Genomic DNA, 15880 nt, shown 5'->3' with positions numbered 1-15880 from the left:
TCATGCCGTTGGTTTCCGGAGCCGAGGTTGTGCTGGCCGCTGCCAAGGCGGGTCGCGGGGTTGGCGCGTTCAACGTCATCCAGCTGGAGCACGCCACCGCGCTGATCGCCGGTGCCGAGCAGGCCGGCACGCCGGTCGTGCTGCAGATCAGCGAGAACGCGGTCAAGTACCACGGCGCGCTCAAGCCGATCGGCGTTGCCACCTTGGCCGCAGCGGCCGCCGCGACCGTCCCGGTGGTCGTCCACCTCGACCACGCGATGGACCGCGACCTGGTCACCGAAGCGGTCCAGCTCGGCTTCACCTCGGTGATGTACGACGCGTCGAAACTCGAGTACCCCGACAATGTCGCCGCCACCACCGAGGTGACGAAGTTCTGCCACGACCACGGGGTGTTCGTGGAGGCCGAGATCGGTGAGGTCGGCGGCAAGGACGGCGTCCACGCCCCCGGCGCCCGCACCCGCCCCGACGAAGCAGTCGCCTTCGCCGAAGCCACCGGCGTCGACGCCCTCGCGGTCGCCGTCGGCTCCTCACACGCGATGACGGAGCGAACCGCCTCCCTCGACTTCGCCCTCATCACCGAGCTGCACGCAGCAGTCGCCGTACCGCTCGTCCTGCACGGCTCCTCCGGCGTCGCCGACCCCGACCTCACCCGCGCCGTCGAGGCAGGCATGACCAAGGTCAACATCGCCACCCACCTCAACAACGTCTTCACCGCCTCGGTCCGGCAGACCCTCACCGACAACCCGTCCCTGGTCGACACCCGTAAGTACCTGGGTCCCGCCCGGGACGCGGTCGCCGCCGAGGTCACCCGCCTCCTGGGCCTGCTGAAGGCCTAGGACAGATCCTTCCGGATCCGCCAGAAGCTGAAGCCGACGAGGCCGAACGCGAGCAGCAGGAACAGCCCGAACTCACGCCACTGCAAGGCCCAGAACTTGTCGGCGGCCAGGTACCTGACTTCCTGGTGGTAGCCCTCGTCGGCCAGCCGCTGGAAACAGGCGGCTCGGTCAGCGTCGGTGTTGGGCGCCCCGCGCGGGATCTCCGGGCCGCACTTGAGCGCCCAGTCCGGCAGGGTGCTGACCGCGGTGCCGTTCTTGTCGACGGTCTGGTCGTGCATCTTCCAGGCGCCGATCGATGCGCTGGCGACCTCCAGTGCCTTGACCTTCGGATCACCGCCTTGAACATCGGTCAGCATGAACCCGCGCACGTTCTCCTGCGTCGCGACCACGTTCAGCTCGGTCGGCGCCATCAGGTGCGGCCGGATCAGCGACGGTGTCACGACCTGCACCAGGATCACCACGGCGAGCGTGACGGCGAGGGCGACGAGGGTACGGCGAACCACCAGGCCGACCGCGACTCCGAGCGCGAACGCGAACGCGGCGTACCCGATCGGGACCAGGCCCCGGGCGGAGAACGTCACCGGGAACATCCTTGCCAGGAAGGTGTTCGAGCTCTGGCCGGCGTTGATCGCATCGTCGATCGGGTCCGACCACCACGTCACCGCCAGGCTGAGCAGCCCGGTGATCGCGACCGCGCTCAGTCCGGTGACCGCGAGCTTGGTCGCGAGCCAGCGGGACCGCGAGATGCTCTGGCTCCAGGCCAGTCGATGCGTCCCCGCCTCGAGTTCGCGCGCGATCAGCGGTGCACCCCAGAACGCTCCGATCACCGGAGGTACGGCGTACAGCAGGACCTGGCCGACGCGGTACAGCAGGGGATCGAACCGCTGGTAGCCGAGGTTCTTGATGAAGTCGCCGGCCAGGTGGTGGTAGTCGTCGAGCAGGCTGGGGCCGGTCGCCGCGAGCGCGGCGGCGGCCGCGAGCAGTACCGCGGCGACCACGAGGAACTGGACGCGGAACTGCCGCCAGGTCAGCCAGATCATCGCTGCACCTCCAGAACGGGACGCTCCGGCTGGAGCTCACGGCCCATGTAGGCCAGCACCAGGTCCTCGAGCGTGAGCTGGGTGACCGACCAGGCCGGATCGAGGATCGGCTGTTCGGTGCGAACCAGGAACGTGGACTGGCGATCCGTGTGACTCTCGCTCAGCACGTACTGGTCGCGCGGCAGTTCCTTCGCCGTACGGCGGGGGCCGGTGAGCCGGTAGTGCGTTGCCAGCAGGGTGTCGATCTCGCCACTGACCTGGACCCGCGAATCGACCAGCACGACCAGGTAGTCGCAGGACCGCTCGACGTCGGAGACGAGATGCGACGAGAGCACGACGCTGAGCTCCTGCTCGGCCACCGCCTCCATCAGGTCCTGCAGGAACTCGCGCCGTGCCAGCGGATCGAGCGCCGCGACCGGTTCGTCGAGGATCAACAGCTCCGGCCGCTTGGCGAGCCCGAGCGTGAGCGCCAGTTGCGCGCGCTGTCCGCCGGACAACCTGCCGGCCCGCTGCTTCGGATCCAGCCTGAGCCGCTGGATCCGTCGCTGGGCGAGCTCAGGGTCCCACGTCGGGTTGAGCCGGGCGCCGAGCTTGAGATGGTCGTCGACGCTGAGGCGGCTGTAGGTCGGTGTGTCTTGAGCGACATACCCCACCTTCGCCTGCTGCGTTCCTGCCGGCGCCCCCAGCACCTCCACCGATCCGGCGGTCGGTGTCAGCATGCCGACCGACAGGTTGAGCAACGTGCTCTTACCTGCGCCGTTCGGTCCGACCAGCCCGACCACGTGACCGGCCGGGACCTCCAGATCGCAGTCCGCCAACGCCCAGCGTCGTCCGTACCGCTTGCCCAGTCCGTGGGCCTGCAGCGCGGCCGTCACGCTATGTCCTGGACAGCGGCGGACCGAAAGGTGGTGAGGAACAACGCCTCGATGCTCTCCTCGTCCAGACCGGCCTTGCGGGCCTTGGCGAGCCAGCGCCGCAGGTCCTGACGCAGCGGACCGTGGGCGGCGAGCGTGTTGTCGGTGAGCGTCTTGGTCACGAACGTCCCGCGGCCGGGCCGGGCCTGCACGAGACCCTCGTGCTCAAGCTCGCGGTACGCCTTGAGCACCGTGTTCGGGTTGATCGCCAGCGCCGCGACGACGTCCTTCACCGTCGGCAGCTGGTCCCCTTCCCGCAGCAGGTCGAGCCGGAGCGCGTTGCGTACCTGCTGCACGATCTGCTGGTACGGCGACACCCCCGACCGGCCGTCCAGATGGAACTCGATCATCTCCAACCCCATTCAGCTAGTTACCTAGTACTATAGGGGTGGGGGTCGAGCGTCAGTCAAGCCGCAGTCAAGCTTTGATCGCTTCGTACCGCCGGAGTGCTTCGCGACGGGCCTCGGCGTGGTCGACGATCGGCTCCGGGTAGCCGTCGGCGCCGCCCTCGTGGACCGCCTTGCCGTCGAGGTGGCGAAGCTCGGGGACCCACCGCCGCACGTACTCGCCCTTCGGATCGAACTTCAGGCCTTGCGTGTTCGGGTTGAAGATCCGGAAGTACGGCGACGCGTCCGCGCCGCAGCCGGCCACCCATTGCCAGTTGAGCGAGTTCGAGGCGAGGTCACCGTCGTACAGGGACCGCATGAACCAGCGCGCGCCGTACTTCCAGTGCACCTGAAGATCCTTGACGAGGAACGACGCGACGATCATCCGGACGCGGTTGTGCATGAACCCCTCACCCGCGAGCTGCCGCATCCCGGCGTCGACGATCGGGTAGCCGGTCCGGCCTTCCTGCCAAGCGGTCAGCTGGTCGCCAGGCTCGTCGTACTGCATCTTCTCGAACTCCGGCCGGAGCGGCTTCCAGGCCGCCTGCGGATGGCGGGCGAGCAGGTCGGCGCAGAACTCCCGCCAGGCAAGCTCACGCCGGTACGAGTCCGCGCCCTGACTGCGCTTGCGGGCGAGGTCGGCCAGCATCGTGCGCGGATGGATCTCGCCCCATTTCAACGGGATCGACATCCGCGACGTGCTGTCGAGATCGGGCCGGTCGCGGACGTCGTCGTACTCGGCGACATCGTCGAGGTAGGTCTCCCAGTGCTGGCGCGCCGCGTCCTCACCGGCGCCCGCCGTCTCGCCTGGTGGCACGTCTTCGCTGTCGGCCGTGACCCAGTGCACGTTGGCCGGGGCCTCGACCGGCTGCCGCCAGCCGTGCTCGAGCCAGGCGCGGAAGTACGGCGTGAACACCTGGTACGGGCGATCCTGCTGGTTGAAGATCCGGCCCGGAGCGATCGCGTAGGGCGAACCTGTGGTCACCAGCGGACAGTTCAATGAGGCTTCAACTTCTTGATCGCGCTTCTGCCCGTACGGCGCGTAGTCCGCGCTGACGTGGACACTCACGGCCTCGACCTCGGCCGCGAGTCGGGGGATCTCGGCGACCGGATCGCCGCTGCGGATCACCAGGCGGCCGCTCATGGCCGTCGACAACGCTCTGAGCGACGCGGCGAGATGCTCACGCCGGGGATCGCCAGATCGCTTCCACAGCAGGGGATCGACCACGAACACCCCGAGGACGTTCCCGTCACCCGCAGCCACCGCATCCAGCAGCGCCGGGTTGTCAGTCAGCCGCAGATCACGCCGGAACCACATCACCGAAGTACTCATCGACCCATCCTGACAGTGATCTGAAAGCGAACGGTCGTTTGATGGTCGCCATGAACAAGAAGAAGTTGCTCGGAGCACTGGCCGCCGCGACCCTGGCCGCCGGTGGACTCACCGCCGTCGTCGCCGTGACCGGCCCGGAGACCGCCTCCGCCGCGGACAACTGCCACTACGAGCCCAGCGGCAACCCCTGGAAACACGTATGCCTCAAAGGCCCGCACCGCTACCAGTCGCAGTGCAACATGATGCGCAACGACATGGTCCGCAAGGGCTACGGCGTCCAGTCATGCCACTGGGCGACCTACAGCTCCAGCACCGGCTGGTACTTCTGGTACGGCACGAACTAGTCCCTGCACGTCCGACTTGCCTTCATAGGCGACAATGGTTGTCGTGAGCGAGCTGATCGATACCACGGAGATGTACCTGCGGACCGTCTACGAACTCGAGGAAGAAGGCATCCTGCCGCTGCGCGCGCGGATCGCCGAACGGTTGCACCAGTCCGGGCCCACGGTCAGTCAGACGGTGGCGCGGATGGAGCGCGACGGGTTGGTGACGGTCGAGGGTGACCGGCACCTCGAGCTCACCGACGTCGGCCGTAAGCAGGCTGTCCGGGTGATGCGGAAGCACCGGCTGGCCGAGCGGCTGCTGGTCGACGTGATCGGGCTCGAGTGGGAGGACGTGCACGCCGAGGCCTGCCGCTGGGAGCACGTGATGAGCGACGCGGTCGAGCTGCGGCTGCTCAAGATCCTCGACAACCCGACCGAGTCGCCGTACGGCAACCCGATCCCGGGTCTGGAGGAGTTGCTCACCGACGGCCAGGCCAGCGGGATCGAGGACTTCCGGATCGGCGTCGAGCCGCTGGACAAGGTGCTCGACCAGGCCACCGGCCAGAGCGTCCGCGTGCTGGTACGACGGATCGCCGAGCCGGTGCAGACCGACGACAACGCGATGTCCGTCCTGCGCAAGGCCGGCGCGCTGCCGGGCCGCGAGGTCGACTCGGCCCTCGACGCCGAGGGCGTGCTGGTCGGCAGCCGCGAAGCCGGCGGCGTGATCAGTGACGAGACGGCCGGCCACATCTTCGTGAGCCTCGTCTGACCGTCAAGGCTGCGTTAACGCTGAGCACTCGATGCGGTACGACGAGTGCTCAGCGGGTACCGTCTCGCTGAAATGTCCGAAAACGTCATCGACTGGCCGGAGTACCTGCGGGAGTTCCACACCGCGGCCCCGGGCAGCACCGAAGCCCTGTTGTCCCGCGCCGTCGCCGGCGACCATACGCCGTACCGGTGGCTTGTCCGAGCTGTCTCCGGCGAGGCCCGGCGCGTCCTCGACCTAGCCTGCGGTAACGGCCCGGTCGCCCGAGAGCTGTACGGGCGGTGGGTGGTCGGAGTCGACAACAACGCCGCCCAGCTCGCCGGCGCGCCCGGCCCGAAGGTCCAGGCCGATGCCCTGCACCTCCCGTTCGCGAACGAGGTCTTCGACGTCGTCACGTGTTCGATGGGTCTGATGGTGCTCCAGCCGCTCCCCGACGTACTGGCCGAGGCCGCGCGGGTCCTGCGCCGCGGCGGGGTACTCGCGGCGATCGTCCCGGCCGTGCGACCGCTGCGGCGAGGTGACATCCGCACGCTGAGCGGGCTGACCACGCGACTCCGGTCGACGCCGCAGTTCCCGGCCGGTGGGGAGATCACCGAGCTGAAGGAGAAGCTGCGGCACGCCGGGTTCGACGTGATGGAGAGCCAGCGCGAGCGGTACGTCTACACGATCCGCACCGCGGACGACGCCCGCCGGCTGGTGAACGCGGTCTACCTGCCCGGTACGCCGGACGCCCGCCGGGAGACCGCGGCCGAGTGGCTCGCGGACCGGGCGGAGGCAAAGGACGGGCTCGAGGTCGCGATCCCGATCCGCCGGATCACGGCGATGCGCGGCAAGGTGGCCCTGACCGGTTGAGTTGGGCCGGTTGAGCTGACCGCCTGATGAGTCAGCTGTCTGCCTGGGCCCGCGGGGAAGTAGCGTGTGCCTGTGGGTGCTGCTGCGTTGACCTGGTCCGTGCGGACCGTGGATCGGGCGCTCGACGGTGAGACGGTCTACCGTGAGCTGCTGGCCGCTGAGCCGGTCGCGTTCTGGCTCGACGGCAGCCTGACCGACCGCGCCGCCCGCCGAGTCTCAGTCCTCGGAACCGGATCGGACGTCCTGGCCCGGAACGCCGCCGACGGAGACGTGTTCGCCGAGCTGTCGTCGTTGCTCGCTGGGCGCGTTGGTGAGCCACCGGCGGTTCTCGACGGCTACTTCAGCGGCGGGTACGTCGGATACTTCGGCTACGAACTGAAGTCCCTCACCGGCGGTACGGCGGCTCACCAGGCGCCGACGCCGGACGCGTTGTGGATCTGGGCGGACCGTTTCGTCGTGATCGACCACGACCGGGATCTCACCCTGTTGGTTGCCATCGGCCAAGAGACGGCCTGGCTGGATCGCGCCGAGCGCGCAGCGGCCGACTGGTCGATGACCGAGGTGGTCCGGCCGGCGATCGCCGGCCTCGATCTGGAAGCCCATCTCGAACTCGACCGACCGGCGTACCTGGCCGCGATCGCCCGCTGCATGGCCGCGCTCGAGGCGGGCGAGACGTACGAGGTCTGTCTGACCAACCGGGTCCGGCTCCCACCGGTCCCCGACCCGTTCGAGTTCTTCTGCTGGCAGCGCGCCACGAACCCAGCGCCGTACGCGGCCTTTCTCCGGTACGGCGACCTGGCGGTGGCGAGCTCGTCGCCGGAGCGTTTCCTCACTGTCGACGCGGACGGGTGGGCCGAGTGTCGGCCGATCAAGGGGACGGCACCGCGGGACCTGGATCCGTTCCAGGACCAGGTGGCGGCGAGGGCGCTCGCCGAGGACGAGAAGACGCGCGCCGAGAACCTGATGATCGTCGACCTGATCCGCAACGACCTCGGCCGGGTCAGCGAACCCGGAACCGTGCAGGTACCGCAGCTGATGCAGGTCGAGAGCTACCGCACCGTCCACCAACTCGTCACCACGGTCCGCGGCCGGCTCCGCTCCGACGTCTCGGCGCTTGACGCGGTCCGGGCCTGCTTTCCGCCGGGTTCGATGACGGGGGCGCCGAAGCTCCGCACGATGGAGCTGCTCGACGAGCTCGAGCTGAGCGCGCGAGGCGTCTACTCAGGTGCCCTCGGCTACCTCACGGTGGACGGTCGCGCGGACCTCAGCGTGGTGATCCGTACGGCGGTCCTCACGCCGGACAGCACGGTGATCGGCGCCGGGGGAGCGATCGTGCTCGACTCCGACCCGGTGGCCGAGTACGAAGAAATGGTGCTCAAGGCAACGGCTACGGTCGGCGCCAGGTAAAGGGGTGGAGATGGGATTGCAGGTAGCGGACTCGTTCCTGGTGGTCGATGGTGCCGTGCGGGGGATCGACCTGCACCGCGATCGCTTTGTCGGTTCATGTGCGGCGGTCGGTGTCGACGCGGCCCCCTTCTGGGAGCAGCAGGTGCCGCGCCTGCCCAGCGTCGGCCGCTGGTTCCCACGCTTCGAGTTGCACGACACCGGTGAGCTGACGGTCCAACGCCGGCCGGCCCCCACCACCGGCGGCCGAGCCCGGGTGGCAGTCCACGAGGGCCCCGACCCCCGAACCGCTCCCCGCGTCAAAGGCCCCGACCTGGACCTCCTCGGCAAACTCAAAGCAGCCGCCCCCCACCGGGCCGACGAACTCATCCTGCTCGATGCCGATGGCACTGTCCTGGAAGCGGCGTACTCGGCGATCGCTTGGTGGGAAGGCGAAACCCTCTGCTTCCCACCCGCCAACCGCCCCCTCCTCCCGTCGGTAACAGCCGCCCTCCTCCGCCAAATCGCCGCAACCCAAGGCGTCCAGGTAGCCGAACACCCCCGAACCCCCACCGACCTGGCCGCCACCGAAACCTGGCTCCTCAACGCCCTCCACGGCATCCGCCCCATCCACGCCTGGAACGACTCCCCCATAGACCCCCTCCCCAACACCCCCACCCAAACCTGGCAATCCCACCTAACCGCCCTAACCACCCCCCTCTAACAGCGAGGGTTTCGAGCGGCACTCGCCCGGTGACCGGCGCGGGCTGGGGGTATCGCGCTATCCGGTGGATTTTGGGTGCCCGGCGACGAAAATCCGCCGGCTAACACGCCCCGGCCCCCGCCCAGTTGGGGGATGGGGTGGAGGCGGGCGGACCGCCAGCACTGACTAACTCTTGGCGGGGTGGCCGGTTTGCGCTCAGGGATGCCGGGCTGGGTGGCGTTTGGGCGGGTTGGTCAGTGGTGCAGGTCCGCGCCCGCTGGCCACTGTTGCAAATGTGATATCACTTTGCTACCTTTGCGATAGACGAGAGGAGCAGGGAATGATTGAGGTCGAGGGTGTTGTGGAGATGCCGAAGCCGAAGGTGACCGAGCGGGTCGCGGCTGAGGTGAACGGGTGGCCGATGGCGGGCGGTTCGTTCGTGCTGGTGGTCGGGGGCATCTTGGTGTTCTCGCTGGGAGCCGCCAACGGGAGTGGAGTGGCGATCGCCCTCGGGGTGGTCGCGTTCGTGGTCGGCGCGATTCTGGCGGCGGGGTTGACCCCGGTGCAGCCGGGGCGGGCGCGGGTGCTGCAGATCCTCGGTCGGTACGCCGGGACGCTCCGCACCGACGGACTGCGGTGGGTGAATCCGATCGCCACCCGGCGCGAGGTCTCCACCCGGATCCGCAACCACGAGACAGCCGTTGCCAAGGTCAACGATGCCGACGGCAACCCGATCGAGATCGCGGCGGTCGTGGTCTGGCAGGTCGAGGACACCGCGCAGGCGATGTTCGAGGTGGACGACTTCGTCGAGTTCGTGGCGATCCAGACCGAGACCGCGGTCCGGCACATCGCCAACAGCTATCCGTACGACGTGCACACCGACGAGGGCGGAATGTCGTTGCGGGACAGCACGGACGAGATCACCGAGACCCTGTCGACCGAGATCGGGGCGCGCGTCCAGGCGGCCGGTGTGCATGTGATCGAGTCGCGGATCACGCACCTCGCTTACGCACCCGAGATCGCGCAGGCGATGTTGCGTCGTCAGCAGGCCGGTGCGGTGGTCGCGGCGCGGCAGCGGATCGTCGAGGGCGCGGTCGGCATGGTCGAGCTGGCGCTGGATCGGCTGTCGGAGCACAACGTGGTCGAGCTCGACGAGGAGCGGAAGGCGACCATGGTCAGCAACCTGCTCGTGGTGCTGTGTGGTGACCGCGACGCGCAGCCTGTGGTCAACGCCGGTTCGCTCTACCAGTGAGCGGCCGTCATGGCTGCCGAACGTAAGAAGATCCTGCTCCGGCTGGATCCCGCGGTGCACGACGCGCTGGCCCGGTGGGCGGCCGACGACCTGCGCAGCGCCAACGCCCAGATCGAGTTTCTGCTACGGCGGGCGCTGGCCGACGCCGGCCGGCTCCCGTCCGGCGTCGGCAAGATCCGGCGGCCCGGCCGCCCAGCCAAGGAGACTGTCAATGATGAGTGGGCAGATGATGAGTAGAACGCTCCCCAAGCGGCCGCCGCGGGTCGGCCCGGCCGCACCGCCGGAGGCGCTGACAGCGCGGATGTTCTTACTGGCTTACGATCCCGCGAAGGGCCGCCTGGCCGGTCGGTCGAAGCTCGGCAAGGTGCTGCGGTCCGCCGCACTGATCGACCTGCAGCTCCGCGGAAACCTCGCCGACGACGACGGCCGCGCCAAACTCACCAAGGCCGCAGCGCCCAAGGACGAGGTCCTGGCCGGCGTCCTCACCGAGATCCGTACGACGGGTCCGCGCAAATGGCGGACCTGGGTCGACCGTCGTCAGCGCCAGATCGTCCGGGACGTACGCGACGACCTCGCCCGGACCCAACTGATCAAGGTCGAGCGGTACCGGATCCTCGGTCTGATCCCGGCCGATCGCATCACCATCCGTCACCCGCTGGTACGACGTCAGTTGCTGCAAAGCACCACCGACATACTGCGGCCGTCGCGACTCGTGACGCGGGTGGACCTCCGCGACGCGTCCCTCGCCGTACTGGCGTCGACCGCGGACCTGCGCACGATCATCCCCAAAGAGCTCCAGCGCCGGCACAAGGATCGCCTTGCCCAGCTGGCGGTTCGCGTCGGCCCAGTGATCCCGGCCCTGAAGAAGTCCATCCAGGCCAACGCGGCAGCGGCCGCGGGTTAGTCCTGCGGCGCGGCCGAGCGCGCGGCCAGCACGCTGAGGCTGTGCGCGATCGAGGTGAGCGCGAGTGCCGCGACCGAGTCGTAGGTTCCGGCCTTCAGCTTGGCGGCCGTGGTCGCTGCCTGCTCTGCGAAGTGCTTGGCCGCCTGCAGATCGTTCTCGTAAGCGTTCATGAGGCCGACGGTAATGGTCAGGCAGGCCGCACCCGGGGCGTCGTACCGGAATCGCAATTGACCTGAGCGCCCACTGTGGTGCTATGGTTCGTTGGTCAAGTAATGAACCTAAGAACCTAGTAGTCCGAAGGGAGGCCGTGATGTTCGACGAACGCAGCCCGATCTACCTGCAGATCGCGGAGCAGATCAAGAACGACATCGTCACCGGCGCCCTCGCCGAGGACGAGCAGGTGATGTCGACGAACCAGTACGCCGCCTTCTACCGGATCAACCCGGCCACCGCGGCGAAGGGGTTCGCGCAACTGGTCGACGAAGGCGTGCTCTACAAGAAGCGGGGGATCGGGATGTTCGTCAGCCCGAATGCCCGCGAGCTGCTGCGCTCCGGCCGCCAGGACGGGTTCTTCGCCGACGTGGTGGATCCGATGATCCGTGAGGCCAAGGCCATCGGGGTGCCGCTGCGCGACATCATTCAGCACATCCGCAAGTACGGAGACTCGTGATGGCAGACACCGCCCTCTCGGTGCACACCGAGAACCTGTCGGTCCGGTTCAACGGCACACCGGCGCTCGACCGGCTGGATCTGCGGCTGGCACCGGGCAAGATCCACGGCCTGCTCGGCCGCAACGGCTCCGGCAAGAGCACACTCGCCGCGGTCCTGGCCGGGTTCCGGCGACCGGACGAAGGCCAGGTGCTGATCGACGGCGCAGGCCTCGGTACGCCGCTCGCGCCGTACGAGAACGCGGTTGTCACCAGCCGGATCTGCCTGATCCGCGAGTCTGGCGATGTGGCCGACGGCCTCCAGGTCCGGCACGCTCTCCTGCTGGCCGCGAGCCTGCGCCCCTACTGGAACGCCGACCTGGCCGGTGAGCTGCTCGACCGCTTCGAGGTGCCGACCAACAAGCGGATGCAGAAGCTCAGCCGTGGTAAGAAGTCCGCCCTCGCGGTCGTCCTCGGCCTGGCGAGCCGGGCCCCGCTGACCATCTTCGACGAGACCTATCTCGGGATGGATGTTCCGTCCCGCCAAGCGTTCTACGACGCCTTGCTCGCCGACTACACCGAAGTGCCCCGGACGATCGTGCTCTCGACGCACCTGGTCAACGAGGTGAGCGCGTTGCTGGAGGACGTGGTGATCCTCGACAACGGCCGGCTCGTCACGCAGTCGCCGGTGGACGCCTTACGTGGTCGCGGCGCCGCGATCGTCGGTCCGGCCGCAACGGTCGATGAGTTCACCGCCGGGTTGACCGTGCTGGCCGAGGAGAAGCTCGGCGGCACCAAGTCCGCCACGGTCCTCGGCGATCTCGATCCGGCGCTGCTCGGGCAGGCCGTGTCGGCCGGTCTGGAGATCGCACCGGTCGGTCTGCAGGACCTCTTCGTTCATCTCACCGCTCCGGCGCCGAAGGGAACCCGCTCATGAGCTCCGCAGTAGCTGACCGTACCGCGGCCCTGCCGCCCGGCGTCACCAACGGTCTACGGCTCCGCCGCGTGCTGACGGCGATGCAGGTGGGCTCGCGCCCGATGCTGCTCGTCTACTGGGCCGTGATGCTGATCGCCTTCATGGCCGGCGGTCTGATCGTGCAGTTCCTCACCGACGGCACCGGGCACAGCATCTGGGACTACGGGACCCAGTCGCCGAAGTACTTCTCGATGGCGGTCGGCATCAGTATCGTCCCGACGTACATCACCGCGATGGTCGCCCAAGGCGTCACCCGACGGATGTTCTCGGTTGCCGCGAGCATCTTCTTGACCGTCGCCGCGTTGCTCACCGCGGTCCTGTGGGTGGTCGGCTACCAGATCGAGCGCTTCGTCTACGACTGGCAGGGCTGGTCGCAGACGATGGAGAACCGGCACCTGTTCACCAGTACGTCGCAGATCGGGCTGATCTTCGCCGAGTTCGCGCTGCTGGTCGTCTCGCACGAGGCAACGGGGTGGTTGCTCGGTGTCACCTTCTACCGGCTCGGTTTCTGGCGTGGGCTGGCGATGGTCCCGGTCTCGCTGCTGCCGGCCGCGGCGACCGAGTTCCTGCTGGTGTCGCAGTGGCTGGGTGGACCGCTGTCCGAGCTCGGCTATCACCGTCCGTCGCTGGCGATCGCCGTACCGGTGGTGGTCGTGGTGTCCGCACTCGGTCTGTACGCCGGTCATCGCATACTGCAACCGATGCCGCTGAAACCGGCGAAGGGCTGACTTATGCACAGGGCATGTGCATAACTCGGGTGCGTTCTGTGGATGGTTGCGTGCTCACTGTGGACGACACGCAGAGAGTCGCGAGATCGTGAGAACTGTTGTCTGGAAAGGGTTGTGCGACCGCCGTCGGCGGCGGTAGAAATGTCGACACGCTGTTCTCTCGAGGAGCGGCGGGTCGAACGGGAACCGAGGACCCGAGCGGTGGGGATCCCCACTGAGGTAGACCGGTGACGGGGTCTGCCGGTCCCACGGCTTCGTTCGGGAGGCTGGAGACGTCACCTTCCTTCAGCTTGTTGGGGCCCCTCCGACTCATACTCGGAGGGGCCCCACTTCTGTCGAATGGGACCCCTCCGTCTCGATATGTCAGGCGAGCACGATCCGCACGGCCGCCGAGGCGCGAGCTGTCACGTGCACCTCGGTGCCGCGCGAGGTCGTGACGAGCCGGTACGGCGTCGCTCGGCCGTTGAGCGTTACATTGTTGAGCTTCGCGCCAGCTGGGAGCACCGCACCGACGGTGAAGTCCGCCTTGAGGTGGTGCACCTTGAGATCGGTCCGCAACTCCTTACCAGTAAGGCGTGCGGTGACATCGATCGAACCGCGACCGAGCCGGATGTTGCTCCCGGCCACCTTCGGCTGACCGGCCGGCAGCTGCGGTACGACGGCGACGCGGCCGTGCCCGAGATCCGGATCGACGCCGAGCTGCTGGTGGATCACCGGCCAGAGGATGCCGTACGTGCCCCAGGCCTGCAGCGTCATCGAGCGATCGTAGAACGGCCGGCCGATGTTGGCCGCGGAGTCCGGTGAGGGCGCGATCTCCGGCATCGCACCGGGGGTCTCCCAGACCTTCGGGTCCAGCTGGATCCGTGCGTTGCCGGTGGTGTAGACCTGCTGCTGGTTCGCGCCGAGGCGGCCGTAGTTGCCTTCAGCAACGGCCATGATCGAGGTGTTGAGGGAGAAGATGCTGCGCTCACTCTTCACCTGGGAGACGACCGGATCACAGGACGCACCGGGGTTGCCGGCGGGATCGGAAGTCCGGCCGGTGCCGGTGTGGAACAGGCCGAATTCGCCTGTGTAGCAAGGCGTCTCGCGTTGGGTGAGTGCAGTCGCGGCGTGTTCGGGTGACGCGAGCGGCGAGGTCGGCTTGCCGGGGCGGACCAGCTCGGCCTCCATCGGGGTCACGCCGGTCCAGTGCCGTTGGAAGATCGGGGTGTTGTCGTTGGCCGGATCCGCGGGATCGTCGACCGAATCGGCGTACCCGAGAGCCTGGGGGACCCACCACTGTGCCTCGAAACGATTCTCGAGATCTTGTGCTCTGGCCGTCGCCCATTGCTGGACCTTGCGGTCGTGCTTGGAGGCGGCCAGGTCGGCGAGATCGCGTAGACCGCGGGCGAGGTAGACGGTGCTGTCGAGCTTCTCCGCGCCCATGCCGGAGCGTTCGACGTTCGCGAGTCCTTCGGGCCAACCGTCGTGGTCCTGGTCGAGTTCGCGATAGACGTACTGCAGGTTGCGGACGCTGAAGTCGTAGAACTCGTCGCGGAACCGGTCGTCGCCGGTCCACCGCCAGAGCAGCGCCACGATGCTGGGGAACTTCACGGTCTCGTCGGTGTTGCCGGCGCTCTGGTTGGAGCCGAAGTACACGTCACCGGTCGGGATGATCTCGTGCGCGACCTTGCCACTGCGGGCGTTGAGCAGATCGCTGATGTCCCGCAGCGACTTGAGATGCGCCTTGACGGTGTCGAACTGGCCGGCCGCGACGGCGGCGTACGACGTGTACTCGCCGTCTGTCGCGAAGAGCCATGGATAGTCCGGGAAGCCGGCGCCGAACCAGCGCGCGGTCTCAACGGTGCCGACCGGGGCCGGGTAGTCCTTGCCCTCGTTGACGTCGCGGATCTTCAGATTGCGTGCTTCCTGGACGGAGTCGGCCAGATTCTGCTTGCTCCACTCGACACTCTGCTGCAGTAGCCGGTCACCAGGCAGGTCCACCGCAGACTGCTGGTCGATCTGCCGCCTTGCGGAATCCTTTGCCTGCAACAGTTTTCCTGGGCTGCTGAGCGCGCGATCGTATTCGCGCTGAGCAGCGGCCGGGCCGTCATCAGACCCGGCGACCGCGAACCAGATCGTCTGCTCACGACCGGGCTTCAGTACGACGTCGTACGTGAGCCGTCCACCGGTGCCCTTGCCGACCAGCGAATCGTCGCAACGGGCAGGCGTCGTACCGTCGGCTGGGCAGATCACGGCGGGGTCTTGCGGACCACGGTGGTTCGGACCGAGCGCGTGGTTCGTCGGACGCAGGGACGATCCGACGTACGCCGCGTAGTCGTGGCTGGTGTTCTGCTCGCGGAACCGCAGCGCGCCGTTGCCGTAGCTCCCGGTGTCGGCGAGGTTCGCGTCGGCCGCGCTCGGCGTCGTCCAGCCCCACGGGTACGACGACATCAACTCCGAATGCGCGTCGACATCGAGGCTGACCGTCTTCGCAGTTGCCGAACTGAGCGTCAACCCGACGACGGTCGCCCGGACCCCATCAGGAACGAAGTCGGTACGCCGTACCTGCACGGCACCGGAGTAGTCGATCCTGCTGTACCCGTGGCCGCTCGTGTACTTCGCTGCCGCCACGTCCTTGCCCAACCACTGTCCGTCGAGCCCGAACCACAACCCGTCCAGCACCTTGATCGGCTGCGTCCAGAACCCACCCATCTCCCCCCGAATGTGCCACCCGGTCGCCGGGTAGAGGCCGCTCTCGTCCCCCATCGCATAAGCCCGATCCCCCACCACCAACGACCGCCGATCAGCCAGCCGACTGCTCTCGGAGAGCTCATGGGGAGATGGCTGTGGAATTG

Annotated in this window: 18 protein-coding genes; 12 read left to right on the top strand and 6 right to left on the bottom strand. The window is 68.0% G+C overall.

The features are described 5' to 3' along the window. Window positions 1–2 precede the first annotated feature (2 nt). Window positions 3–836 (top strand): ketose-bisphosphate aldolase, encoded by an 834-nt coding sequence (locus OG474_RS09255; protein ID WP_405061818.1) that lies wholly within the window; start codon window positions 3–5, stop codon window positions 834–836. On the opposite strand, the gene OG474_RS09250 is transcribed toward OG474_RS09255, so the two are convergent. The 4 genes from OG474_RS09250 to OG474_RS09235 form a co-directional block, all read right to left on the bottom strand. After that, window positions 833–1876 carry an ABC transporter permease subunit gene (locus tag OG474_RS09250; protein ID WP_405061817.1) on the bottom strand — a complete coding sequence of 348 codons (1044 nt, stop codon included), beginning with the start codon at window positions 1874–1876 and terminating at the stop codon, window positions 833–835. The genes OG474_RS09255 and OG474_RS09250 overlap by 4 nt on opposite strands. Then, on the bottom strand, window positions 1873–2751 hold the full coding sequence (locus tag OG474_RS09245) for an ABC transporter ATP-binding protein (RefSeq protein WP_405061816.1): 879 nt from the start codon (window positions 2749–2751) through the stop codon (window positions 1873–1875). Before OG474_RS09245 ends, OG474_RS09250 begins: the two co-directional genes overlap by 4 nt. Next, complete coding sequence (locus tag OG474_RS09240; RefSeq protein WP_405061815.1) at window positions 2748–3140, bottom strand: GntR family transcriptional regulator; 393 nt, start codon at window positions 3138–3140, stop codon at window positions 2748–2750. The genes OG474_RS09245 and OG474_RS09240 overlap by 4 nt, the downstream gene beginning before the upstream one ends. Window positions 3141–3207: 67 nt before the next feature. Next, window positions 3208–4509, bottom strand: coding sequence for a cryptochrome/photolyase family protein (locus OG474_RS09235; protein WP_405061814.1), 1302 nt, complete (start codon window positions 4507–4509; stop codon window positions 3208–3210). 50 nt (window positions 4510–4559) lie between these two features. Here OG474_RS09235 and OG474_RS09230 point away from each other — a divergent pair, with 50 nt between their 5' ends. The 8 genes from OG474_RS09230 (at window position 4560) to OG474_RS09195 (ending at window position 10692) form a co-directional block, all read left to right on the top strand. Next, window positions 4560–4853, top strand: a complete 294-nt coding sequence (locus OG474_RS09230) for a hypothetical protein (RefSeq protein ID WP_405061813.1) — start codon at window positions 4560–4562, stop codon at window positions 4851–4853. Window positions 4854–4896: 43 nt separating this feature from the next. After that, entirely contained in the window at window positions 4897–5601 is a 705-nt protein-coding gene (locus tag OG474_RS09225; RefSeq protein WP_405061811.1) for a metal-dependent transcriptional regulator, read from the top strand. A gap of 72 nt (window positions 5602–5673) precedes the next feature. After that, a complete protein-coding gene (locus OG474_RS09220; RefSeq protein WP_405061810.1) occupies window positions 5674–6450 on the top strand; it encodes a class I SAM-dependent methyltransferase in 777 nt (258 codons plus the stop codon). Window positions 6451–6522: 72 nt separating this feature from the next. Beyond that, entirely contained in the window at window positions 6523–7857 is a 1335-nt protein-coding gene (gene pabB / locus OG474_RS09215) for an aminodeoxychorismate synthase component I (RefSeq protein WP_405061809.1), read from the top strand. Window positions 7858–7867: 10 nt separating this feature from the next. Beyond that, window positions 7868–8557 carry an aminotransferase class IV gene (locus OG474_RS09210; protein ID WP_405061808.1) on the top strand — a complete coding sequence of 230 codons (690 nt, stop codon included), beginning with the start codon at window positions 7868–7870 and terminating at the stop codon, window positions 8555–8557. A 319-nt stretch (window positions 8558–8876) separates the two neighbouring features. Beyond that, entirely contained in the window at window positions 8877–9788 is a 912-nt protein-coding gene (locus tag OG474_RS09205; protein WP_405061807.1) for an SPFH domain-containing protein, read from the top strand. 9 nt (window positions 9789–9797) lie between these two features. After that, window positions 9798–10025, top strand: a complete 228-nt coding sequence (locus OG474_RS09200; protein ID WP_405061806.1) for a hypothetical protein — start codon at window positions 9798–9800, stop codon at window positions 10023–10025. Next, entirely contained in the window at window positions 10018–10692 is a 675-nt protein-coding gene (locus OG474_RS09195) for a GPP34 family phosphoprotein (RefSeq protein WP_405061805.1), read from the top strand. The genes OG474_RS09200 and OG474_RS09195 overlap by 8 nt, the downstream gene beginning before the upstream one ends. Here the strand turns inward: OG474_RS09195 and OG474_RS09190 are convergent. Further along, complete coding sequence (locus OG474_RS09190) at window positions 10689–10862, bottom strand: hypothetical protein (RefSeq protein ID WP_405061804.1); 174 nt, start codon at window positions 10860–10862, stop codon at window positions 10689–10691. The two genes, OG474_RS09195 and OG474_RS09190, sit on opposite strands and share 4 nt — an antisense overlap. 140 nt (window positions 10863–11002) lie before the next feature. Here OG474_RS09190 and OG474_RS09185 point away from each other — a divergent pair, with 140 nt between their 5' ends. From OG474_RS09185 to OG474_RS09175, 3 genes are read left to right on the top strand one after another with little or no spacing between them, the layout of a single operon-like run. Then, the gene (locus OG474_RS09185; RefSeq protein WP_405061803.1) at window positions 11003–11362 is read left to right on the top strand and encodes a GntR family transcriptional regulator; all 360 of its coding nucleotides are present in this window, start codon (window positions 11003–11005) and stop codon (window positions 11360–11362) included. Beyond that, entirely contained in the window at window positions 11362–12276 is a 915-nt protein-coding gene (locus tag OG474_RS09180) for an ATP-binding cassette domain-containing protein (RefSeq protein WP_405061802.1), read from the top strand. Before OG474_RS09185 ends, OG474_RS09180 begins: the two co-directional genes overlap by 1 nt. Then, window positions 12273–13043, top strand: a complete 771-nt coding sequence (locus tag OG474_RS09175; RefSeq protein ID WP_405061801.1) for a hypothetical protein — start codon at window positions 12273–12275, stop codon at window positions 13041–13043. The genes OG474_RS09180 and OG474_RS09175 overlap by 4 nt, the downstream gene beginning before the upstream one ends. Window positions 13044–13406: 363 nt before the next feature. On the opposite strand, the gene OG474_RS09170 is transcribed toward OG474_RS09175, so the two are convergent. After that, entirely contained in the window at window positions 13407–15791 is a 2385-nt protein-coding gene (locus OG474_RS09170; RefSeq protein ID WP_405061800.1) for a glycogen debranching protein, read from the bottom strand. Window positions 15792–15880 lie beyond the last annotated feature (89 nt).

Source organism: Kribbella sp. NBC_01505 (assembly GCF_045040285.1).
Taxonomy (GTDB): domain Bacteria; phylum Actinomycetota; class Actinomycetes; order Propionibacteriales; family Kribbellaceae; genus Kribbella.
This window is presented reverse-complemented; position numbering and strand designations above follow the sequence as displayed.

Excerpts from the sequence above, each read along its gene's own strand:
- OG474_RS09255 (WP_405061818.1), top strand. The coding sequence starts at position 3 with ATGCCGTTGGTTTCCGGAGCCGAGGTTGTGCTGGCCGCTGCCAAGGCG.
- OG474_RS09250 (WP_405061817.1), bottom strand. The coding sequence starts at position 1,876 with ATGATCTGGCTGACCTGGCGGCAGTTCCGCGTCCAGTTCCTCGTGGTC.
- OG474_RS09240 (WP_405061815.1), bottom strand. The coding sequence starts at position 3,140 with ATGATCGAGTTCCATCTGGACGGCCGGTCGGGGGTGTCGCCGTACCAG.
- OG474_RS09235 (WP_405061814.1), bottom strand. The coding sequence starts at position 4,509 with ATGAGTACTTCGGTGATGTGGTTCCGGCGTGATCTGCGGCTGACTGAC.
- OG474_RS09230 (WP_405061813.1), top strand. The coding sequence starts at position 4,560 with ATGAACAAGAAGAAGTTGCTCGGAGCACTGGCCGCCGCGACCCTGGCC.
- OG474_RS09220 (WP_405061810.1), top strand. The coding sequence starts at position 5,674 with ATGTCCGAAAACGTCATCGACTGGCCGGAGTACCTGCGGGAGTTCCAC.
- OG474_RS09210 (WP_405061808.1), top strand. The coding sequence starts at position 7,868 with ATGGGATTGCAGGTAGCGGACTCGTTCCTGGTGGTCGATGGTGCCGTG.
- OG474_RS09205 (WP_405061807.1), top strand. The coding sequence starts at position 8,877 with ATGATTGAGGTCGAGGGTGTTGTGGAGATGCCGAAGCCGAAGGTGACC.
- OG474_RS09200 (WP_405061806.1), top strand. The coding sequence starts at position 9,798 with ATGGCTGCCGAACGTAAGAAGATCCTGCTCCGGCTGGATCCCGCGGTG.
- OG474_RS09195 (WP_405061805.1), top strand. The coding sequence starts at position 10,018 with ATGAGTAGAACGCTCCCCAAGCGGCCGCCGCGGGTCGGCCCGGCCGCA.
- OG474_RS09190 (WP_405061804.1), bottom strand. The coding sequence starts at position 10,862 with ATGAACGCTTACGAGAACGATCTGCAGGCGGCCAAGCACTTCGCAGAG.
- OG474_RS09185 (WP_405061803.1), top strand. The coding sequence starts at position 11,003 with ATGTTCGACGAACGCAGCCCGATCTACCTGCAGATCGCGGAGCAGATC.
- OG474_RS09180 (WP_405061802.1), top strand. The coding sequence starts at position 11,362 with ATGGCAGACACCGCCCTCTCGGTGCACACCGAGAACCTGTCGGTCCGG.
- OG474_RS09175 (WP_405061801.1), top strand. The coding sequence starts at position 12,273 with ATGAGCTCCGCAGTAGCTGACCGTACCGCGGCCCTGCCGCCCGGCGTC.
- OG474_RS09170 (WP_405061800.1), bottom strand. The coding sequence starts at position 15,791 with ATGGGGGACGAGAGCGGCCTCTACCCGGCGACCGGGTGGCACATTCGG.